This is a genomic window from Hymenobacter sp. 15J16-1T3B (assembly GCF_020711235.1).
Lineage (GTDB): Bacteria > Bacteroidota > Bacteroidia > Cytophagales > Hymenobacteraceae > Solirubrum.
The window spans coordinates 56,409-75,608 of the sequence record NZ_JAJFAV010000001.1 but is presented as its reverse complement, the minus strand read 5'-3'; the positions used below and the strand labels follow the sequence as shown (position 1 = coordinate 75,608).

At 60.4% G+C, this 19,200-nt stretch carries 20 protein-coding genes; 7 read left to right on the top strand and 13 right to left on the bottom strand.

The genetic code is table 11. The features are described 5' to 3' along the window. The first annotated feature begins 255 nt into the window (after positions 1 to 255). Positions 256 to 2,043 carry an acyl-CoA dehydrogenase FadE gene (locus LJ737_RS00335; protein ID WP_227761667.1) on the top strand — a complete coding sequence of 596 codons (1,788 nt, stop codon included), beginning with the start codon at positions 256 to 258 and terminating at the stop codon, positions 2,041 to 2,043. Between the two features lie 115 nt (positions 2,044 to 2,158). On the opposite strand, the gene LJ737_RS00330 is transcribed toward LJ737_RS00335, so the two are convergent. The 3 genes from LJ737_RS00330 to LJ737_RS00320 form a co-directional block, all read right to left on the bottom strand. Next, complete coding sequence (locus LJ737_RS00330) at positions 2,159 to 2,488, bottom strand: YegP family protein (protein WP_227761666.1); 330 nt, start codon at positions 2,486 to 2,488, stop codon at positions 2,159 to 2,161. Positions 2,489 to 2,569: 81 nt separating this feature from the next. After that, positions 2,570 to 2,890 carry a hypothetical protein gene (locus LJ737_RS00325; RefSeq protein WP_227761665.1) on the bottom strand — a complete coding sequence of 107 codons (321 nt, stop codon included), beginning with the start codon at positions 2,888 to 2,890 and terminating at the stop codon, positions 2,570 to 2,572. A 3-nt stretch (positions 2,891 to 2,893) separates the two neighbouring features. Next, complete coding sequence (locus tag LJ737_RS00320; protein ID WP_227761664.1) at positions 2,894 to 4,279, bottom strand: hypothetical protein; 1,386 nt, start codon at positions 4,277 to 4,279, stop codon at positions 2,894 to 2,896. Positions 4,280 to 4,738: 459 nt separating this feature from the next. Here LJ737_RS00320 and LJ737_RS00315 point away from each other — a divergent pair, with 459 nt between their 5' ends. Further along, entirely contained in the window at positions 4,739 to 4,972 is a 234-nt protein-coding gene (locus LJ737_RS00315; protein ID WP_227761663.1) for a hypothetical protein, read from the top strand. 57 nt (positions 4,973 to 5,029) lie between these two features. Here LJ737_RS00315 and recG read toward each other — a convergent pair whose 3' ends face one another. From recG to mutY, 4 genes are all read right to left on the bottom strand, one after another. Then, the gene (recG, locus tag LJ737_RS00310) at positions 5,030 to 7,126 is read right to left on the bottom strand and encodes an ATP-dependent DNA helicase RecG (RefSeq protein WP_227761662.1); all 2,097 of its coding nucleotides are present in this window, start codon (positions 7,124 to 7,126) and stop codon (positions 5,030 to 5,032) included. A gap of 100 nt (positions 7,127 to 7,226) precedes the next feature. Then, entirely contained in the window at positions 7,227 to 7,808 is a 582-nt protein-coding gene (gene gldD / locus LJ737_RS00305) for a gliding motility lipoprotein GldD (RefSeq protein WP_227761661.1), read from the bottom strand. 133 nt (positions 7,809 to 7,941) lie between these two features. Beyond that, positions 7,942 to 8,376, bottom strand: a complete 435-nt coding sequence (locus LJ737_RS00300) for a single-stranded DNA-binding protein (RefSeq protein ID WP_227761660.1) — start codon at positions 8,374 to 8,376, stop codon at positions 7,942 to 7,944. 95 nt (positions 8,377 to 8,471) lie between these two features. After that, positions 8,472 to 9,566 (bottom strand): A/G-specific adenine glycosylase, encoded by a 1,095-nt coding sequence (mutY, locus tag LJ737_RS00295; protein ID WP_262907781.1) that lies wholly within the window; start codon positions 9,564 to 9,566, stop codon positions 8,472 to 8,474. Positions 9,567 to 9,713: 147 nt separating this feature from the next. On the opposite strand from mutY, the gene LJ737_RS00290 reads away from it, so the two are divergent. The 3 genes from LJ737_RS00290 (at position 9,714) to LJ737_RS00280 (ending at position 13,093) form a co-directional block, all read left to right on the top strand. Further along, positions 9,714 to 10,055 (top strand): HU family DNA-binding protein, encoded by a 342-nt coding sequence (locus tag LJ737_RS00290; RefSeq protein WP_227762932.1) that lies wholly within the window; start codon positions 9,714 to 9,716, stop codon positions 10,053 to 10,055. 107 nt (positions 10,056 to 10,162) lie between these two features. Continuing rightward, positions 10,163 to 11,074 (top strand): tetratricopeptide repeat protein, encoded by a 912-nt coding sequence (locus LJ737_RS00285; RefSeq protein WP_227761659.1) that lies wholly within the window; start codon positions 10,163 to 10,165, stop codon positions 11,072 to 11,074. Between the two features lie 411 nt (positions 11,075 to 11,485). Beyond that, positions 11,486 to 13,093: an Rne/Rng family ribonuclease gene (locus LJ737_RS00280; RefSeq protein ID WP_227761658.1), complete on the top strand. Its 1,608-nt coding sequence runs from the start codon at positions 11,486 to 11,488 to the stop codon at positions 13,091 to 13,093. A 96-nt stretch (positions 13,094 to 13,189) separates the two neighbouring features. Here LJ737_RS00280 and LJ737_RS00275 read toward each other — a convergent pair whose 3' ends face one another. Continuing rightward, positions 13,190 to 13,882 (bottom strand): outer membrane beta-barrel protein, encoded by a 693-nt coding sequence (locus LJ737_RS00275; RefSeq protein ID WP_227761657.1) that lies wholly within the window; start codon positions 13,880 to 13,882, stop codon positions 13,190 to 13,192. A gap of 114 nt (positions 13,883 to 13,996) precedes the next feature. Between LJ737_RS00275 and gldB the strand changes: the two genes are divergently transcribed. Continuing rightward, complete coding sequence (gene gldB / locus LJ737_RS00270) at positions 13,997 to 15,019, top strand: gliding motility lipoprotein GldB (protein ID WP_227761656.1); 1,023 nt, start codon at positions 13,997 to 13,999, stop codon at positions 15,017 to 15,019. 96 nt (positions 15,020 to 15,115) lie between these two features. Continuing rightward, positions 15,116 to 16,315 (top strand): glycosyltransferase family 4 protein, encoded by a 1,200-nt coding sequence (locus LJ737_RS00265; protein WP_227761655.1) that lies wholly within the window; start codon positions 15,116 to 15,118, stop codon positions 16,313 to 16,315. Here the strand turns inward: LJ737_RS00265 and nth are convergent. The 5 genes from nth to LJ737_RS00240 all read right to left on the bottom strand — a co-directional run bounded on the left by nth (position 16,312) and on the right by LJ737_RS00240 (position 19,159). Then, positions 16,312 to 16,986 (bottom strand): endonuclease III, encoded by a 675-nt coding sequence (gene nth / locus LJ737_RS00260; protein ID WP_227761654.1) that lies wholly within the window; start codon positions 16,984 to 16,986, stop codon positions 16,312 to 16,314. The genes LJ737_RS00265 and nth overlap by 4 nt on opposite strands. Before the next feature lie 95 nt (positions 16,987 to 17,081). Further along, a complete protein-coding gene (locus tag LJ737_RS00255) occupies positions 17,082 to 17,312 on the bottom strand; it encodes a hypothetical protein (protein WP_227761653.1) in 231 nt (76 codons plus the stop codon). Next, on the bottom strand, positions 17,251 to 17,886 hold the full coding sequence (locus LJ737_RS00250) for an RNA polymerase sigma factor (RefSeq protein ID WP_227761652.1): 636 nt from the start codon (positions 17,884 to 17,886) through the stop codon (positions 17,251 to 17,253). Before LJ737_RS00250 ends, LJ737_RS00255 begins: the two co-directional genes overlap by 62 nt. A 237-nt stretch (positions 17,887 to 18,123) precedes the next feature. Next, positions 18,124 to 18,660 (bottom strand): DUF6799 domain-containing protein, encoded by a 537-nt coding sequence (locus LJ737_RS00245; protein WP_227761651.1) that lies wholly within the window; start codon positions 18,658 to 18,660, stop codon positions 18,124 to 18,126. A 73-nt stretch (positions 18,661 to 18,733) separates the two neighbouring features. After that, positions 18,734 to 19,159 (bottom strand): hypothetical protein, encoded by a 426-nt coding sequence (locus LJ737_RS00240; RefSeq protein WP_227761650.1) that lies wholly within the window; start codon positions 19,157 to 19,159, stop codon positions 18,734 to 18,736. Positions 19,160 to 19,200: the final 41 nt, after the last annotated feature.

The following is a 19,200-nucleotide window of genomic DNA, read 5'->3' as shown; positions in this document are numbered from 1 at the left end:
TCGGCTGCGCTCGGAATGACGTTCTGATTAAGCCTGCAAAAAGTCATTGACAATCAGAACCGGAGCGCATATCTTGGCGTTCTGATATTGGTAACAAACAGAAACCCCGACCTTTTCGGGGTTTCTTTTACCAGAAATAGTCGGCACGCCTAACATTTTTTCTTACCTTTCGGTACAACAGTTCGGCGGCCCTTGCTGGCCTTAATTAGTCGGCAAGCCTAACAGTTTAGACACCTCAACATTCCCACCACGGCCATGGAAGTAACCCACAAACTTGTGAAAGGCGGCGAGTTCATTATCAAGCCGACCGACGCTCAAGACGTATTCACGCCCGCCGACTTCTCGGAGGAGCAAAACATGATGCACCAGACTGCCCTCGACTTCGTGGAGAAAGAGGTGCAGCCCTTGCTGGAGCGCCTCGACAACCACGAGGAAGGCTTGATGCGCAGCCTGATGGAAAAGGCTGGCGAGCTGGGCCTGTTCGGCGTGAGCATCCCCGAAGAATACGGCGGGCTGAACATGGACTTCCCCACGTCGCTGCGCGTGACGGAGGGCGTGGGCGGTGGCCACTCGTTCCCGGTAGCCTTTGCGGCCCACACCGGCATTGCCATGCTGCCGATTCTGTACTTCGGCACCGAGGAGCAGAAGCAGAAGTACCTGCCCGGCCTGACCTCCGGCGAGCTGATGGGCGCCTACTGCCTGACCGAGCCCGGCTCCGGTTCCGACGCCCTGGGCGCCAAAACCAAGGCCGTGCTGACCGAGGACGGAGAGCATTACGTGCTCAACGGCCAGAAAATGTGGATTACCAACGGCGGTTTCGCCGATGTGTTCGTGGTGTTTGCCAAGATTGACGGCGAGCAGTTCACGGGCTTTATCGTGGAGAAAAACACGCCCGGCCTGAGCCTCGGCAACGAGGAGCACAAAATGGGCATTAAGGGTTCCTCGACCCGCCAGGTGTTCCTCTCCGACGTAAAGGTGCCGAAATCGGCTGTGCTGGGCGAAATCGGCAAGGGTCACCTGATTGCCTTCAACATCCTGAACATCGGCCGCATCAAGCTGGCTGCGGCTTGCTTGGGTGCTTCTAAGATGGCCGCTACGCTGAGTGTGAAGTACGCCAATGAGCGGGTGCAGTTCAAGCTGCCCATCTCGAAGTTCGGTGCCATTAAGTACAAGCTGGCCGAGCAGGCCATCCGCATCTACGCCGTGGAATCGGCTATCTACCGCGCCGGTATGGACATTGCCCGCATGGAGCAGGAGCTGCTTGGCAAGGGCATGAGCCACAACGACGCCCTGCTAGGTGCCGCCCGCGAATTTGCTGTGGAGTGCGCCGTGCTGAAAGTGGAAGGCTCCGAGGTGCTCGACTACGTGGTGGACGAAGGCGTGCAGGTGTACGGCGGCTACGGCTTCTCGGCCGACTACCCCATGGACCGCGCCTACCGTGACTCGCGCATCAACCGCATCTTCGAGGGCACCAACGAAATCAACCGCATGCTGGCCGTCGACATGATCCTGAAGAAGGGGCTGAAGGGTGAGCTGGATTTGATGGGCCCGGCCCAGGCCGTGCAGCAGGAGCTGATGGCCATTCCGGATTTTGGCGGCGACGAGGACAACAGCCTGTTCGCGGCCGAGCTGCGCACCATTGCCAAGCTGAAGAAAGCCATCCTGATGGTGGCCGGCACGGCCGTGCAGAAGTACATGAACTCGCTCGCCAAGGAGCAGGAAGTACTGATGAACATTGCCGACATGGCCATCAAAGTCTACACCGCCGAAAGCACCATTCTGCGCGTGCAGAAGGAAGCCGGCGTGAAGGGCGAAGAAGCCATGGCCGCCCAGATTGACATTGCGCGCGTGTACCTCAACGACACGGTGGACAATGTGAATAAGTTCGGCAAAGAGGCCATTGCCTCCATGACCGAAGGCGACGAGCAGCGCCTGCTGGCCCTGGGCCTGAAGCGCTTCACCAAAGCCGACCTCTTCAACGCCAAGGACGCCCGTCGCCGCATCGCCGACGTGCTCATCCAGGCCAACGAATACGCGTTCTAAGCAGAGCGCACCAGCAGCAACCGGCCGCGGGGAAACGGCTGGTTGTTATTTCCCGATGGGGGAAAACTTAAAAGGGCCGCTCCGGTATCGGGGCGGCCCTTTTTGTGCGGCTTGTTTATGCGGTGGTCTTGTCCTTTACCTCGGCCGTCGGTGCGTTCTTTTTCACCGATTCGATGCCGCCGTCCCGGCCCGAGGCGCTGGAGTAGGACTCGCTGTGCCCGATGACTTGGCCGTTGGTGGCTTTCAGCGAGAAGCTGAACGAGCTGCCGTCGCGGCGGACGTAGCGGGTGTCGTCCGAGGCATTGCGCTTCACCGACTCAATACCGTTTTCGCAGTTGGCGCGGGTGGTGTAGCCCTCACTCTGCAGAATTGGTTCGTGGTTGCCGGCTTTCAGCCGGAAGTAATATTCGCCGTTTTTGCCGGTGTAGACTTCGAAATACCCCATGATACGTGGTGAAAAACGATGAAACCATGACTCTTAACCAGAAGGTGCAAGTATTTCAGCGCAAATCCTACCAAGCCAAAACTAGGCTTCCAAGGCCACAGCCAACAGGCCCGAATCGGCGGCCGAAGCGTTGAGTAGCAACACCAGCAGCCGCTGTTCCGGCGTGCTGACGCCGTCGGGGCGGAGCTGGGGATGACGGTGCAGCAGCAATTGCAGTTTCATCTGCGCCACGCCGTTGCTCCAGCGAAAATCCTGGTCGTAGTCCAGCCGGCTTTCGATGATGCGCTGGGTCTGCAGCTCGGCAAAGTCCTCGGCCGACAGCTCCCCGGCTTTGGGCAGTTCGTCCAGGCGCATCCGGCTGGGCCGGGGCGCGTCGTCGGGCAACAGGTAGAAAGTCAGCACGGCTTATTTGAACACCAGCTTGTTGAGCTGCAGCGCCGCCGACTTCTTGCTGGGTCGGGTCACCACAATCATGGTCTTGCCATCGAGCCAGGCGGTGAAGTCTTTCACGTATGCCACTTGTTGGTCGTTGGCCACGTTCAGGCCCAGGGCCTTGGGTTCGGTCACGGTGCCGGGCAGGGCGGCAATCTTGCGCAGGTACAGGTCGGTCTTGTCCTTGAGCTTTTCCAACGTCACCACCTGCACGTCGTTGCCAATGGGGGCGGCCCGGTAGCCGATGCCCGTGAAGCTTTCGGTGATGGGCGCCGCCTGGTTTTTGGCGATGATCTGGTGCCAGGTCGGCGACTGAAACTCGTTGTAGCCGAACACGTGCAGCTCCCGGGCCCGCACCGGCGCGTCGGGGCCTTCCTCGGCCTTGTGCTCGGCAATGACGACCACGTTCTGGTCTTCGGTGCGCACCACGTCGGAGAGGTAGATGTCGTCGAGGCGTTTGTAGCTGGCGCCGGTCAGCTTGTTGGTTTCGGCCAGGTACTCGGGCGTGAACTTGAACTCGGGCGCAAACTTCATGTCGGCCGTACCGAAGTCGAACTTCACCAGCTTCAGGCTGTAGTACTCGCCTGAGGCGTAGTCGGCGCAGATGGCGGCGGCGTACAGCGTCTGCCCGTCGAGCAAGCGCCACTGCGAGTCGCGCACCGTCACCTTCTTGCCGCCAAAGGTGCCGCCCACCGCCACCGACATGACTTTGATGTCGGCTTCCTGGTCGCGGTAACGGCGCACGGTGAGCTTCTGGTTGTCGTCGCCGATGAGGGCCACGTACTGGGTGCCGTCGTTGGCCACGTGCACGCTGGGGGAGAAGAACGAGCCCAGGTCGCGGAAGTCGTAGGTGCGGTCCTTGAGCTTGCCGAGCTGCCGGTCGTAATGCGCCGCCGTCAACGACTTGATTTGCGCGTCGCGCGTGACGTAGCGCCACGCCACCAGCTGGGTGCCGTCGGGCGAGATGCTGATGCCGGGGCGACGTTCTTGGGGCCCGCCTTCCGCTACTTTCTTGGCGGCGAGTTTCTGGCCGGTCTTCAGGTCAACGGGCTGGATGAGCAGGTGCTGGCCGGTTTCGTCGCCGTGGTGCAGCACCACCAAGGCCTGCTGGTCGTTGCGGGCAAAGGCCTCCATGCTCTCCCCGGGGCCTACCGGCACGGTGGCGGTCCAGAGTTTTTTCAGGTCGGCATCGTAGCGCTCCACGGCGTATTCGCTGGCCGAACGGTGGCTCAGGATGATGAAATCCTGGCTGCCGGGCAGCGCCAGCGTCTTCACGTGCACCCGCTGGTTGTACGGGTCTTCGCTGTGCTCGGGTACGTAGGCGAAGGGAGTCGAGCGCACCCGCTGGGCTTGGGCCAAGGGCGCGTGGAGCAGCGCCGCCGCCAATACTCCGGCGGAGAAAAAATTTAAAACTGCAAAACGCACGTCGTTAGGTGGTTAACGGAGCGGGAGTCGTCCAATGAAGAAAAATGTACTCCCCAAAGGTATCATTCAGTCGACCATTCCCGTAAAGGCCCCGCCGGGGGACGCCCGAAACCGAAAATTCATGCTTTCATAACCTCTACGCTGCCACCTAACGCAGCTACTGCCGTTTTCTTTGTCAGGCAGAACGGTACAGATTCAGCGAGCAAAAAGCTTGTTAATTTGTATATAATTAATAAATTTGTGCACAGATTAGGCTTTTCAGCTGCGCCACGCTGATTTCTGTGCTTGAAGGCCACGCCACTGGCCTTTACTGCCTGCGCCAACCGGGTGCAGCAGAAATCCAGGCTTCCGTCTTGCACGGCAAGCCGCTCCTTCCACCGAACATTACCCATCATGAAGTCTTTGTTACAATTCTTTCTGCTCATAGCCTTGGTATTAATCGGCAAGCAGGTAAAGCAACAAGCCCAAGCGCCCCGTGCCCAGGTGACTCCCCAACCGGCCGTTCGTCAGCACACGGAGTCCATTCAATCGTTCTTCGTGCAGCACGTCAGCTACGAGAATACCTCCAGCCAAGCGGCTGCTAACGTTGAGTATGGTCGAAAGACCAACCCAGTCTCGCTTAACTAAAGTGCAGAACGGCGTAGAGCCGTTTTTTTATGCCTATATATATTGCTATCAATACTATTAGCTAATTCGACTCCAGTTAACAGCCGTAGCCGGCAATGACTCGATATGCCGGCGAATGTTCTGGTTTTCCAGCTTGCCTAGGGTCGGGTCCTCGTTGAGGATTTCCTGCGCCGCCGCCCGCGACTCGGCCAGAATCTTACCATCCTTGGCCAAGTCGGCCACCAAGAGGTCCAGCACGCCGCTCTGCTGGGTGCCCATCAGGTCGCCCGGGCCGCGCAACTTCAGGTCGATGTCGGCAATTTCGAAGCCGTTGTTGGTACGGACCATCGTTTCCAGGCGTGTGCGGGTGTCCTTGCTGAGCTTGTAGCCCGACATCAGGATGCAGTAGCTCTGATCGGCGCCGCGGCCCACGCGCCCGCGTAGCTGGTGCAGCTGCGAAAGGCCAAACCGCTCGGCCGACTCAATGACCATCACCGAGGCGTTGGGCACGTTCACGCCCACCTCGATAACGGTCGTTGCCACCATGATCTGCGACTCGTTCTTCACGAACCGCTGCATCTCCGCGTCCTTTTCACCAGCCGTCATGCGCCCGTGCACGATGCTGACGTGGTACTCCGGAAACGCCCGCGACACGCTCTCGAAGCCGTCCATCAGGTCCTTGTAATCGGCCATGGCTTCGCTTTCTTCGATGAGCGGGTACACCACGTAGCACTGCCGGCCCTTGCGGATTTCTTGCCGCATAAACTCAAACACTTTCAGGCGGTTGGCGTCGAAGCGGTGCACTGTTACGATGGGCTTGCGGCCCGCCGGCAGCTCGTCGATGACCGACACGTCTAGGTCGCCGTAGAGCGTCATGGCCAGGGTGCGCGGAATGGGCGTGGCCGTCATCACCAGCACGTGCGGAATTACGTTGGGGTTCTTCTGCCAGAGTTTGGAGCGCTGCGCCACCCCGAAGCGGTGCTGCTCGTCCATGATGGTCAGCCCCAGGTTTTTGAACTGCACCACGTCTTCCAGTAGCGCGTGCGTACCCACCAGCATGTGCAGCTCCCCGGAGCGCAACTGCTCGTGCAGCACCCGGCGGGCGGCCGTGCGCGTGGAGCCCGTCAGCAACCCGATTTTGAGGCCGAGCATGTCGGCAAACTTCTTCAGGCCTTCGTAGTGCTGATCGGCTAGGATTTCCGTCGGGGCCATCAGGCAGGACTGCGCCCCGTTGTCGGCGGCAATGAGCATGCTGATGAAGGCCACAATGGTTTTGCCAGAGCCCACGTCGCCCTGCAGTAGGCGGTTCATCTGCTTGCCGGCCGTGAAGTCCTTGTAGATGTCGTGAATGACCCGCTTTTGCGCCATCGTCAGGTCGAAGGGCAGCACGTTCTTGTAGAAGTGCGTGAGCGTGGGCACCTTGTCGAAAATCTGCCCGGCTAGCTCCACTTTGCGTTGGGTGCGCTGGCGCAGCAGCTTGAGCTGCACGTAGAACAGCTCCTCGAACTTCAGCCGGAAGCGTGCCGCCTGCAGCAGTTCATTGCTTTGCGGGAAGTGAATCTGCTGCATGGCCTCGGCCTTGGGCATGAGGGCGTAGCGCTGAATCAGCTCCGGCGAGAGGGTTTCGTGGAAATGCGGGGCGCAGAGCTTGAGCACCTGCGCCGTGAGCCGGGCAATGCCCTTGCTGTCGAGGTTGAAATTCCTAAGCTTGTCGGTGCTGGAGTACACCGGCTGCAGAAACGAGCTGCCCGGCTTGTGCTCCGATACCTCCTCCAGCTCCGGGTGCGCCATCTGCGGCTTGCCGTTGAACAGCGTTGGCTTGCCGAAGATGATGTACTCCTGGTGGTTCTTGACCCACTTTTCAAACCACTTCACGCCCTTGAACCACACCAGCTCCAGGTGCCCGCTCTCGTCCTGAGCCTGGGCCACGAGGCGCTGCTTGCGGCCTTCGCCCAGCACCTCCTTGGTGCGCACGGTGGCCTTCACCTGCACCATCGACAAGTCGTCGTGCAGGTCAACCACGTTGTAAAACTGCGTGCGGTCGAGGTAGCGGAAGGGGTAGAACTGCACCAGGTCGCCGTAGGTGAACAGGTTCAGCTCCTTGGCCAGCACGTCGGCCCGCCGCGTGTCCATGCCGCGGAGCAGGGCAATCTTGGTGTTGAAAAAGCTACTCAAGGGGTAGACTGTTAAATGGTTAAATTGCTGAATTGGTGATTGTTCCGAGCGAACCTGAACGATCTGCCAGTTAACTATTTGACCATTTAGCCATCAAGGCCTATTGATACTTCAGAGTGTTGACGAGGTGCACAATGTCCTGCTTCACGTAATCGATGACCGGCTGCAGGGAGTCGTTGGCCACGGCCGTGCGGAAATACAAGGCTCCGCGGAAAAAGTGCTTGGTCGAGTCAGTGGTGTAGAATTGAAACTGACTAGGTACGTCGCCGCTCAGCTCGAACACGGCCACCTTTTTGCCGTCCGGTGTCTTAATCGTGTTTTCCTCGATGGCCGTGGCCTTGATCTGGTGCTTGCCCGTGAGCTTGCGCGCGTCCTCCAGCATCTTGTTGAAGAGCTTGGGGTTGCCGTGAATATCGGTGTAAGTAATTTGCACGTTGGCGTGCAGCTTGGGGTAGTTCACGTTGATCCAGTGCGGCTGCGCCAGGTACGAGGAGTCCCGCAGAATCCGCGCCGACGTTGAGTACTCGAACCGGTAGGGGTGACCCGGCGCCAGCAGCTGGTAGGCGTGCGGCGGCAAATCAATGCGGTTGTAGCCTTTGGGTTTGGGCGTGAAGTCCGGCGCGGAGCTGCAGCTGGTCAGCAGCAGCCCGGCAACCAGCAGCGCACAGCAGGAGCGAAGCACGGGCGGGCGAAAAGGTGAATGATAACTCAAAATTAGCCGGAAAACGACGGGCACGCACCGCCCGCATCAGCGGCAAACAAAACCGCCCCGGCCAGTACGTGACCGGGGCGGCAGTTGCCGTGGAACAACGAGGTTAGAACGGCAGTTCGTTCAGTTCGGCTTCCTGGCGAAAAGTCTTTTGCTCGGCCGGCGTAGCTTGCGCCCCGCCCTGCTGCGCATTACCGGCTTCGCCCTGACCGCGGCCGCCTAGCATCGTGATTTCGTCAGCCACGATTTCGGTGACGTAACGGGTCTGCTGGTCCTTGTCCTGGTACTGGCGCGTACGGATCTTGCCCTCCACGTAAATGGACTGGCCCTTCTTCACGTACTTCTCGACCATTTCAGCTAGCCCGCGCCAGGCCACGATGTTGTGCCACTCGGTCCGCTCGACGCGGTTACCCTGCTTGTCTTTGTAGAACTCGTTGGTAGCCAAGCGGAACTGGGCCACGGCCGCGCCGCTTTCCAGATGCCGTACTTCCGGGTCGGTGCCCAGGTTGCCGATAAGGATTACTTTGTTTACGCTCGACATGGTGTCTTCGTGTGTGGTTGATGATGAAGGAATAAGGAGTTTATTTGCTTATACAATTAGCAAATAAAATTTCGAGATTCCAAATATGTTAGCATCTAAATTATTGCTTTCTGTTCCAAGTAGTTGGTAATGATAACCGGCTTGGGCAGCCCGTCCAGCTGCGTCGCAGCATACGCCGCTAAACCAGCGCGTTGCAAGGCGGATGTCGACAACGGCGCCGCCAGCCACAGTTCGTGGAACCGGGCTTCCACCTTTTGGTGGCTCAGCGCATGCCGCATCAGCACGGCCGGCTCGCTGACTTGGTCCGTGATGACTTCCGCTCCGAGTTGCGCCAGTTCCGTTAGCAGGGCTTGAGCTGGCAGCTCCGCCGCCGGCGTTTCCAGCAAGTGAAAGTCGTACAGACTGTGCCAAATGTCCTTGCCGCTGCGCTGCCGCAGGTACACTTGCTCCCCGTGTCGTAGCACCAGGTAATGGAAATAGCGCGTGCGGGCCGCTTTGGCCTTCGATTTCACCGGCAGTTGGTGCACCATGCCGTGCTGAAAAGCAAAGCACTGCTCGCGCACCGGGCAGAACAAGCAGTCCGGATTGACCGGCGTGCACTGAATGGCCCCGAACTCCATGCTGGCCTGGTTGTAATCGGCCGGATTTTCGTGCGAAATCAGTTGATCAGCCAGCTGCTGAAACTCCTTGCGCGCCGCCGGCTGGGCAATGTCGGTGGTGATGCCGAACACCCGGCTCAGCACCCGGTACACGTTACCGTCGAGCACCGCTACCCGCTCGCCGAACGCGAAGGATGCAATAGCGGCCGCCGTATAGGGCCCTACACCGCGCAGCTTCAGCAGTTCGGCGTAAGTGTTGGGAAACTGCCCCCCGTACTCGTTCACGACCTGCTGGGCCGTGTGGCGCAGGTTACGGGCCCGGGAGTAGTAGCCCAAACCCTGCCAAAGGCGCAACACTTCCTGTTCGGGAGCGGCGGCTAGGTCTTGCACGGTCGGATAAGCAGCCAGGAAACGCTCATAGTAGGGGAGGCCCTGCTGCACGCGGGTCTGTTGCAGAATGATTTCCGAAAGCCAGATGGCGTACGGGTCTTGGGTATGGCGCCAGGGCAGGTCGCGGCGGTGGCGCGGGTACCAGTCCAATAACGCCTGGGCGAAGAAAGGCTGCGCGGGCTGGGGTGAAATTTTGGCCAAGTTGTTGATTGTGAATATATTGCTTTGTAATTGCTTTCCGTCACGGTATTTGGCAATTACACTTGTAAAACCAAAAAACGGGGCTACCTTTGTGCCCCGAAATGCCTACCGGGCAAGGGCTTACGGGATTTTGAAAGCTTTTTGCCCATACTTTTTTTCACTTTTCAGGTTCCTAATACAGTGACCAAAGCAGAAGTAATTGCCGAGATTGCCGAGAAGACCGGCATTGAAAAGACCGACGTGTCCGCGACCGTTGAAGCTTTTTTCAAAGTGGTGAAGGATTCGATGGCCAACGGCAGCAACATCTACGTGCGTGGCTTCGGTAGCTTCGTAAACAAGAAGCGGGCCCGGAAAGTAGCCCGTAACATTTCGAAAAACACGTCGATTATTATCGACGAGCACTTCATCCCGAGCTTCAAACCCTCGAAAACCTTCATCAGCAAGATCAAAAACAGCAAGAAGGTAAAAGAGCAGCCGGTACAAGCCTAAGCTCCGGCTAGGCCCAAAACCGCTCGGTTCTTCGTAAACTTGCCGGCCGCCGCCGTGCTGGTCTGCCCCGAAAGCAGCAGCCCGGCGGCAGCCTTTTTCTTCCACGTATGGCTGCCAGCCGCTCCGTAGCTTCTCCCCAACTCTTCATTCTCATCCTCGCCGCCGCCGTGGTAGTGGGGCTGTTTTTGCTGCCGAAAGGGGTGATGAAACCGAAGGAAGGCAAAGGCGAAGCTGCCCGCGACGCCGCTGCCACCGCCACCCGCGACGGGGGCGGACCGCAAACCAACGGCTCCAAGGCCGAAGCATCCTCGGGCCCGGTTTCGGCCAGCGCCGGCACCACGCCGGAGCAGCCGCACACCATGGCCTCGGCCGAGCAGCGCAAGGAGCTCAGCGCGCTGGTAGCCCGCTACCAGACCGCCGAAGGCCCCGCCAAGCTCACGCTAGCCAACGACCTGGCGAAGCAGTACCAGAAGGTGCAACGCTTCGACAGCGCCGGCTACTACTACGAGCAAGTGGCCGTAGCTCGGCCGGGTGAGCAGGCGTGGAAACGCGCCGCCGATCAGTACTTCGAGGCTTACAGCTTCGCGGCGACTGAGGAACGGGCCAAGCTGCTGAGCGCCAAGACGCGGGAGCTGTACGAGAAAGTACTCAAGCAGAACCCGCAAAACCTGGACGCCAAAACCAACATGGGCATGGCCCTGATGGCCAGCGACAACCCCGTATCCGGCATCGTGATGCTGCGCGAGGTGCTGGCCGTCGACCCCAAAAACGAAAAGGCGCTCTACAACCTGGGCATCCTGGCCTTGCAAAGCAACCAGGCCGACAAGGCAGTGGAGCGTTTTCAGGAGTTGGTGAAGGTGAACCCCAAGAACGTGAACGGGCAGTTCTACTTGGGCGTGGCCTTGGCGCAGGACGGCAAGAAAGAGCAGGCCAAGCAGGCTTTCCTGAAGACCAAAAGTCTCAGCGCGGATCCTGGTTTGCTGACCTCCGTAAACGAAGAACTTCAAAAGCTTCAATGAGGAACCTCCGGCCGTCATGCCGGGCCCCAGCGGCGCAGCATGACGGGCGGGTTTCTAGAAAATTCAATCATCCCAACCCTAAACCACTCTAACTCATGCCCTGCGGTAAAAAGAGAAAGCGCCACAAGATTGCCACCCACAAGCGGAAGAAGCGCCTGCGCAAGAACCGTCACAAGAAGAAGTAAGCCCGCGGGGGTTTGCTGGGCGCTAACGTGCTGGCTGTGAGCGGCCGTGCGCCCTATGTTTCACCCCGCCGACTCCCGGGCGTGGCTTTGTGGTTACGTTCTCCCCGTGGAACAGAAAGGGGGAAGCTGGTGCCTCGGCGCTGGCTTCCCTTCTTGGCTTATGCGAGGGTTAACTTATTGACTGCTAATTCTGCCCGTCCGGACAGCCGGCTAACCCCGAACTCCATTGAGTAACGAGTTAATCATTAATTCGACTCAGGAAGGCGAGCGGATTGCCCTGCTTCAGGACAAGCGGCTGATCGAGTATCACTTCGACCGCAACGACACCAACTACGCGGTCGGCGACATCTTTCTGGGCACCGTCAAGAAAGTAATGCCCGGCCTGAACGCCGCGTTTATTGATATCGGGTATCAGAAGGACGCCTTCCTGCATTACGGCGACCTGGGCGAGCAATTCCAGACCCTGGCCAAGTGGACGCGCCTCGTGCACGGCGGCAAGGCTCCGGTGGCGCACCTGAAAGGCTTCCCGCGCGACGCGGCCCTCGAGAAGGTTGGCAAAATGGCCGACATCGTCAAGAAGGGCCAGCAACTGCTCGTGCAGATTGTGAAGGAGCCCATTTCGACCAAGGGCCCGCGCCTCTCTTCCGACCTGTCGATGGCGGGCCGCTACCTCGTGCTCATTCCGTTTTCCGATACCATTTCGGTGTCGAAGAAAATCGTGAGCCGCGGCGAGCGGGACCGACTCAAGCGCCTGATTGCTTCCATCAAGCCCGACGGCTTTGGCGTGATTATCCGCACCGTGGCCGAGGGCCGCGACGTGGCCGAGCTGGACCGCGACATGACCAACATGGTGGCCATGTGGGAGCAGCTCTACCAGAACCTGCGCACGGCCAAGCCCAACGACAAGGTGCTGGGCGAACTGGGCCGCACCTCGTCCATGCTGCGCGACATGCTCAGCGACTCGTTCGACGCCATTCACGTCGACTCGCAGCCCATGTACGAGGAGCTGCGCAGCTACCTGCAGCAGATTGCGCCCGACAAGCTCGATTTGCTGAAGCTGTACACCGGCAAGACGAAGATTTTTGAGCAGTTCGACATCGAAAAACAGCTCAAGACCCTCTTCGGCAAGACGGTGACCGTGCCCGGCGGCGGCTACCTCGTCATCGAGCACACCGAAGCCCTGCACGTTATCGACGTGAACTCCGGCAACAAGAGCAACCAGCAGAGCGACCAGGAAGCCACCGCGCTGATGGTCAACCTGGCGGCCGCGAAGGAAGTAGCCCGGCAGCTGCGCCTGCGCGACATGGGCGGCATCGTGGTGGTCGACTTCATCGACATGCGCTCCGGCGACAGTCGTAAGAAGGTGGAAGACACGGTGCAGCAGATCATGGCCCGGGACCGGGCCAAGTTCACCATCCTGCCCATCACCAAGTTCGGGCTGCTGCAAATCACGCGGCAGCGCGTGCGGCCCGAGCAGAACATCATTACCACCGAGGTGTGCCCCACCTGCGGCGGCACCGGCAAGATTACGGCCTCCATCCTGGTCACCGACGAAATCGACTTCAGCATCGACGAGCTGCTGGTGAACCAGAACCACGCGGGCCTAACCTTGTATGTGCACCCCTTCCTGCACGCGTACTACACCAAAGGTTTGGTCAGCAAGCAAATGAAGTGGTACATGAAGTACTACAAGTGGGTGAAAGTGGTGAAGGACACTTCCTTGGGCCTTACTGACTACCGCATCCACGACGAGCGGGGCGAAGAAATCGAGCTGCACAGCCGGGCCGCCGAAATCAACAGCCTGCAAGACCGCGACGACGAATCGGACGATTAACCCCCACCCGCTTCGGGAGCTGATGAAAACCACGACGCCCCCACCGTTCACGCTTCTGGAACGGTGGGGGCGTCGTCGGTTTGGGGCCGAATAAGTCTAGAACTTCAGGCCGAGGTCGAGGGCAATTTCGCGGTTTTTGATGCTCACGTCCTTGTATTTGCGCGTGTTGTCGAAGAACCGGTCGACGTTGAGCAGGCCGTGGTGGTACGACACGCCGGCAAACACCTTGGTGCTCTGGCCGAGCTGGTACTCCACGCCGGTGCCGCCGAGCAGGCCGAAATCGGCGAAGAGGAAATGGCTGCGGGAGCGTTTCTGTTCGTTGCCGTTGGCCGGGTCGGTGAAATACTTTTCATCGTTGATGCGCCCGCCGGACAGGCCGCTGACCACGCCGCCGACTTGGAAGTACAGCTTCACGTCGGTGGCCACTTCGTTGGTGAACAGCTTTACCGTCACGGGCACTTCCACGTATTGCAGCCGCACTTTTTGCTTGAACGTCACATTGTTGCCAGTGCCGGTCAGCAGCGGGTCGTAGTACGTAATGGTGCCACCCTTGCCGGTTAGCTGCAGGCCGGTGCTGAAGGCGTAGTTCTGGCCGAAAAAGTAATCGACCACCAAACCACCGCCAATGCTGCCCAAGCTGCCGTCTTTCTCGAAGTTGTATTGCGAGGGCGAGCTGGCGGCCAGGCTGCTGACGCTGGGCGAGACTTTCAAACCGATTTCAACCTGAGCCGAGGCCGTGGTGACGGCGCCGCCCGTGAGCAGGGCCAGCGCGAGTAGGGCTTTTTTCATAGGGGAGAGGACACGCTTAAGCGGCGCCGCGCGTTGCAGAGGCCAAGCCGGATACGGGCGGGCCGGCGTTTTGGCTAATTTCGCCCTAAATATAGACGCCCCTTGCGACCAACCATGCGTTTTCCGCGTTTGCACTCCTGGCTGAGCCTGCCGGCCCTGGCTACCCTGCTGCTTTTGCACACCGCCTGCAGCCGCGACGAGAAGAGCTGCGAAATGCCCGCCGACGTGGCCGCCGTGCAGGCGCCCGTGCAGCTGCAGCGCCTGGAGAAGCCCTTCTTCCAGATCCGCACCCCCGCCGACGCCAAGCAGTTTATGGACCGGGAGCCGCTGTTTGCCCGCTACTTTCTGCAGCGGCCGAAGTACCCGTCGGACGAAATTCTGCAGCAGACCTTGGTGAAGCTGGCCACCAACCCCGGCCTGCAGAAGCTGGGACAGCAGGCCGATAGCACTTTCCGGAACACCGAGCAGTGGCAGGGCAATCTGCAGCGCATGTTTCAGTACGTGCGTTACTATTTCCCCGATTTCAAGGTGCCCCAGGCCAAGACCTTCGTCAGCGGCCTGAGCCAGGACATCTTCGTCAACGACAGCCTGCTGGTCATCAGCACCGATTTCTTCGTGGGGCCCAAGGCTGTATTCCTGCCCAACGTGCCGGCCTACATTCAGCGCCGCTACCGGCCGGAGTACGTGCTGCCGACGGTGGCCTTGGCCGTGTCGAGCAAGTACAACAAGAAGCAGGTGACCAATGCTACGACGCTGGCCGAGATGATTCAGAACGGCAAGGCCCTGTACTTCGCCGAAAAAGTGCTGCCCTGCACCGACGACTCGCTGCTGATCGGCTTTTCGGGCAAGGATCTGCAGAACGTCAACTTCAACGAGGCCAAGATCTGGGGGCATTTCCTGCAGAAGAACCTGCTCTACGAAACCAACCCCTTCCTGATCCAGAAGTACGTGGGCGAGCGGCCCAACGTGCCCGAAATCGACAAAACATGCCCGGGGCGGGTGGGGCAGTGGGTGGGCTGGCAGATCGTGCGCAAGTACATGGCCGATAACCCCAAGGTGACCCTGGCCCAACTCATGGCCAACAAGGACGCCCAGCGCATCCTCAGCGACTCGCACTACCGCCCCCGGGCCAAGTAGAGAAGGTGTGAAATGGTGAATTTGTGAGTTGTCACGCCGGTGGCAGCTGACCACCATTCACAACTTCACCATTCCACAACTTCGCGTTTGCCGCCCGTGCGCATTGCCGTTTTCAGCCAGTACCACACCAACCCCGATTGCCCGGCGACCAGCAGGCACTACAGCTTGCTGCAGCACATTGCCCGCCGGCACGAGGTGACGCTGATTACGACGACTACCTGGGAGCAGCAGCGACTCACGCACAACTACCCCTGGCTGCCCGAGGGCGTGCGCATGCTGGCCGCCGATATTCCGTACCACAACCACATGGGGGTGGCAGCCCGCGGCTGGTCGTTTCTGAAGTACCTGGGCTACGCCTGGCGCCAAGGCCTGCGCATGGCCCGCCCCGATGTCATCTGGGGCATCAGCACTCCGCTGTCGGCCGCGTGGGTGGCCGGGCAGGTGGCGCGGCAGCGGCGCGTGCCCTGGGTATTCGAAGTGCAGGATCTGTGGCCGACCTTCCCCATCGAAATGGGCGCGGTACGCAACCGCGTGGCCCAGCTGCAGCTCTACGCCGCCGAGCGCCGGCTCTACGAGCAGGCCCGGCACATCGTCACCCTCTCGCCCGGCATGACGGACTACGTGCACGGCCTCGGCATTGCACCCGCAAAGGTCAGCACCATCCTCAACGGCACCGACCTTGACCAAGCAGCTGCGGCCACACCCGCCGCCGTGGCCACGCTGCGCCAGCAGCAGGGGCTAGAGGGCCGGCCCGTGGTGCTCTACGCGGGTACCTTCGGCCGGGCCAACGACATTCCCACACTGATGCAAGCCGCCGAAACGCTCTACCGGCAGCGGCCCGAAGTGGTCTGGCTGTTCATGGGCCTGGGATACTACGAGCCGCTGCTGCGCGAGGCGGCCACGCGCTGCCCGGCCATTCGATTGGTACCGCCGCAGCCGCGGCACGCGGTGTTTACCTGGCTGGCCGCCGCCGATGTGTCGGTGGTGTCGTTCATCAATAAGCCCGTGCTTGACACCAACTCGCCGGCCAAGTTCTACGACAGCCTCGCCGTTGGCACGCCGGTGGTGGTGACCAACCCAGGCTGGACCAAACAGTTCGTAGAAGAGCACCACTGCGGCTGGTACGTGCCCGCCGAGCAGCCGCAATTGTTAGCCGAGCAATTAGCCCGCCTCTTGGCTGCGCCCGCGCAAATGCAGGCCGCCGGGCAGCGCGGACAGGCCGTAGCACAGCAGCAGTTCGACCGCCAGCAACTGGCCGTCCGCATGCAGTTGATTCTGGAGCAGGCGGCGGGCTAAACCGGCGCGACAATCGGCTCCAAGTCCGGCTTCACCGATTTGTTGTAGTAGTTGCAGATGTCCGTGAGCGGGCACTGCAGGCACTTGGGGTTGCGGGCCACGCAGATGTAGCGCCCGTGCAAGATCAACCAGTGGTGAGCCTTCGGAATCAGCTCCTCCGGAATGTGCTTGACCAGGCCTTTCTCCACCGCCAGCGGCGTGGTAGCCGAGCGCGGCACCAGGCCCAAGCGGTGCGCCACCCGAAACACGTGTGTATCCACCGCCATGGCGGGCTGGTTGTAGATAACCGACACGATGACGTTGGCCGTTTTGCGCCCCACGCCGGGCAGCAGTTGCAGGTCTTCGAGCCGGTCGGGCACCTCGCCACCGAACTTCTCCACCAGCATGCGGCCCAATCCGGCCAGGTGCTTGGCCTTGTTGTTCGGGTACGAAACGCTGCGAATAAACGGGAAGATGTCCTCCGCCGTGGCCGCCGCCAGATGTTCCGCCGTCGGAAACTGCTCGAACAGTTTGGGCGTGATGAGGTTCACGCGCTTATCGGTGCACTGGGCGCTGAGTACCACGGCCACCAACAGCTCGTACGGGCTGCCGTACTGCAGCTCTGTTTCGGGCGCGGGAAAGTTCTCGGTGAAGTACGCCAGAAAGCGGCGAAACCGTTCGGCTAAGCGCATAAACGGAAAATGGTGAGGTAGTGAGGTAGCGAAACCCGCAGCCAAAGCTACAAGTTCGTCAACTCACTAACTCACCATTGCACTAAATCCGCGGCCTACGACGGGCGCAGGAAGGTGCGGGAGTACTGCAGGATGTTGTGCACGGCGCGGTCGGAGGGGCCGGGCTGCAGCGCGTCGAGGTAGCGCTGGGCTTCCAGCAAGTCGGCGCAGCGGGCGGCCAGGTCGGCGTCGTGCAGCAGGGCTTGCTCTACTTGGAGCTGATCCTTAGCCGGCAATTCGTTGTACACATACCGGAGCAGGGTCTCGTGGGTAAAGGTTTTGATCATAGAAAACTGGTTGGGCGGCCATTTTCTTCCGCAGGTTGATGAGCGCGTAGCGCATACGACCCAGCGCCGTATTGATGCTCACCCCCGTCGCGTCGGCAATTTCCTGGAAGCTCATGTCGCCGTAGTGACGCATGATGAGCACTTCCTTTTGCGCGGCCGGCAACTCTTGTATTAACTCCCGAAGGCGCGCGTGGGTTTCCTCCCGCGAGAGAGTATGGTCCACACTTTCTTCCGACAGCGACAACGAATTGAACGCGTGGCCGGTGGCGTCGAGGTTAAGTTGGGGGTTGCGCTTCTGGCGCCGGAAAAAGTCGATGGCTAAGTTGTGGGCAATGCGGCAAATCCACGACGAGAATTTCCCCTCTTCATTGTACCGGCCACTTTTCATCGTGTGAACCGCCTTGATGAACGCATCCTGCAGCAGGTCTTCGGCCACAATGGGGTCTTTCACAATCAGCATGATCGTGGTGAAGACCCGGCGCTTGTGGCGGGCGAGCAACAGGGCGAAGGCTTCTTCCTTGCCGGCAATGTAGAGCGATATCAACGCGGAGTCGCTCGGCTGCATGGTTTCCATAAAGGGCTACGGTTAGGGGAACGTAGAGCTTTAGGCCATATTGTGCAGGTTGCCGTGAAAAATCAGGAAGTGAAGGGCGAATGAATTATCGCAGTGACCAAATGTATAATTCTGTTAGAACCAATGCAACGGGTACTGCCCAGTTCACGACAATATTTTTTTAGAGCGGTTACGAGCCATAAAAAAAGCCCGCAGAAACCGCGGGCTGGAAGGCGCAAAAATCGGGCCTCGGCTTCGTTAGCGTGGCCCGTCGAGGCGGCGAAGCTGCTCGTCGAGTGCGGCTGCGCCCGGGGCGTTGCCCACGGCTTGATTGGTGCGGTCGGCGAGGCGGTCGGTGAGCTGCTGGAGCAGGGCCACGCGGCGCTCCAGCGCCTGGAGCTGCTGCAGGGTAGCGGCGGAAACGGGGCTGCCAGGCAGCCCGCTGATGCTGGTTTCGCCGCGGCCACCGGCCACGGCGCGGTTGCGCTGTTCGATGCTCTGGGCCGACTGCATGTCGTCGCGCAGGTTGACCACCACGCCTTGTAGGTTGACGGCTTGCCCGTTGGGCAGCAACTGCCGGGTGCCGTCCTTCTTCACCAATATCCCCGAGGGACTAATGACCGAGCCGTCGTTGAGCGTCATGGGGCCTTCAAGGCGCGACGCTTGGCCGGCCTGCAGCTTCATAACCACGCCGTTTTCGCGGAAGGCGCCGTCTTTCAGGCTGTAAACGGGCTGTTGGGCCCGGGCCAGTAGGCAAAAGCAACTTAGCACAGCGGTTAGCAGCAGTCGGCGCATGGGCAATGGGCGCGGCGGGGTGTGGGCGCCGCGCGCTCAGCTGGCAGTACGCAGGCCGCGGGGCAGCCGTTGCTCAGGGCGTAGGGGTAGGCGCGGCCTCGGCGTGCCGGCAGCGTTCCAGCCAGTGCAGGGCCGCCGCTTCGTCGGAAAACAGCGCTACCTCGTAGGTGCCGGGCACGCTGGGTTGTGTTAGCGGCACAAAGTCGCCGAGGTGGGAGGGGGAGAGCAGGTAAGCCAGGTACAGGCGCGGCGGAAAGTAACCGGCCAAGCGGGGCAGAAAGGCGTCGATAACCCAGCGGGTGGCCGCCGCGCTGGCCGGGCCACGGCGGCGCATGTCGAGCAACCAATAGCGGGCGGCGTGGGGCGTGGCCACGGCCAAGGCGGCTTCGTAGCCCTGGCGCACTTCGGCATCGGTGGCGCTGCGCAGCCAGCGGCTGAACAAGAGGCCTAAATCGGTGCGAAACGAGAGGTCGACAAAATCGGCAAGGGCGGTGCTCATAGAAACGCGGCAACATGAGTAGCACCGCGCCGGTGGGGGCG

Excerpts from the sequence above, each read along its gene's own strand:
- LJ737_RS00250 (WP_227761652.1), bottom strand. The coding sequence starts at position 17,886 with ATGGAAACCATGCAGCCGAGCGACTCCGCGTTGATATCGCTCTACATT.
- gldB (WP_227761656.1), top strand. The coding sequence starts at position 13,997 with ATGCGTTTTCCGCGTTTGCACTCCTGGCTGAGCCTGCCGGCCCTGGCT.
- LJ737_RS00315 (WP_227761663.1), top strand. The coding sequence starts at position 4,739 with ATGAAGTCTTTGTTACAATTCTTTCTGCTCATAGCCTTGGTATTAATC.
- LJ737_RS00300 (WP_227761660.1), bottom strand. The coding sequence starts at position 8,376 with ATGTCGAGCGTAAACAAAGTAATCCTTATCGGCAACCTGGGCACCGAC.
- LJ737_RS00335 (WP_227761667.1), top strand. The coding sequence starts at position 256 with ATGGAAGTAACCCACAAACTTGTGAAAGGCGGCGAGTTCATTATCAAG.
- LJ737_RS00255 (WP_227761653.1), bottom strand. The coding sequence starts at position 17,312 with ATGATCAAAACCTTTACCCACGAGACCCTGCTCCGGTATGTGTACAAC.
- LJ737_RS00330 (WP_227761666.1), bottom strand. The coding sequence starts at position 2,488 with ATGGGGTATTTCGAAGTCTACACCGGCAAAAACGGCGAATATTACTTC.
- nth (WP_227761654.1), bottom strand. The coding sequence starts at position 16,986 with ATGCGCTTAGCCGAACGGTTTCGCCGCTTTCTGGCGTACTTCACCGAG.
- LJ737_RS00275 (WP_227761657.1), bottom strand. The coding sequence starts at position 13,882 with ATGAAAAAAGCCCTACTCGCGCTGGCCCTGCTCACGGGCGGCGCCGTC.
- LJ737_RS00285 (WP_227761659.1), top strand. The coding sequence starts at position 10,163 with ATGGCTGCCAGCCGCTCCGTAGCTTCTCCCCAACTCTTCATTCTCATC.
- LJ737_RS00240 (WP_227761650.1), bottom strand. The coding sequence starts at position 19,159 with ATGAGCACCGCCCTTGCCGATTTTGTCGACCTCTCGTTTCGCACCGAT.
- LJ737_RS00245 (WP_227761651.1), bottom strand. The coding sequence starts at position 18,660 with ATGCGCCGACTGCTGCTAACCGCTGTGCTAAGTTGCTTTTGCCTACTG.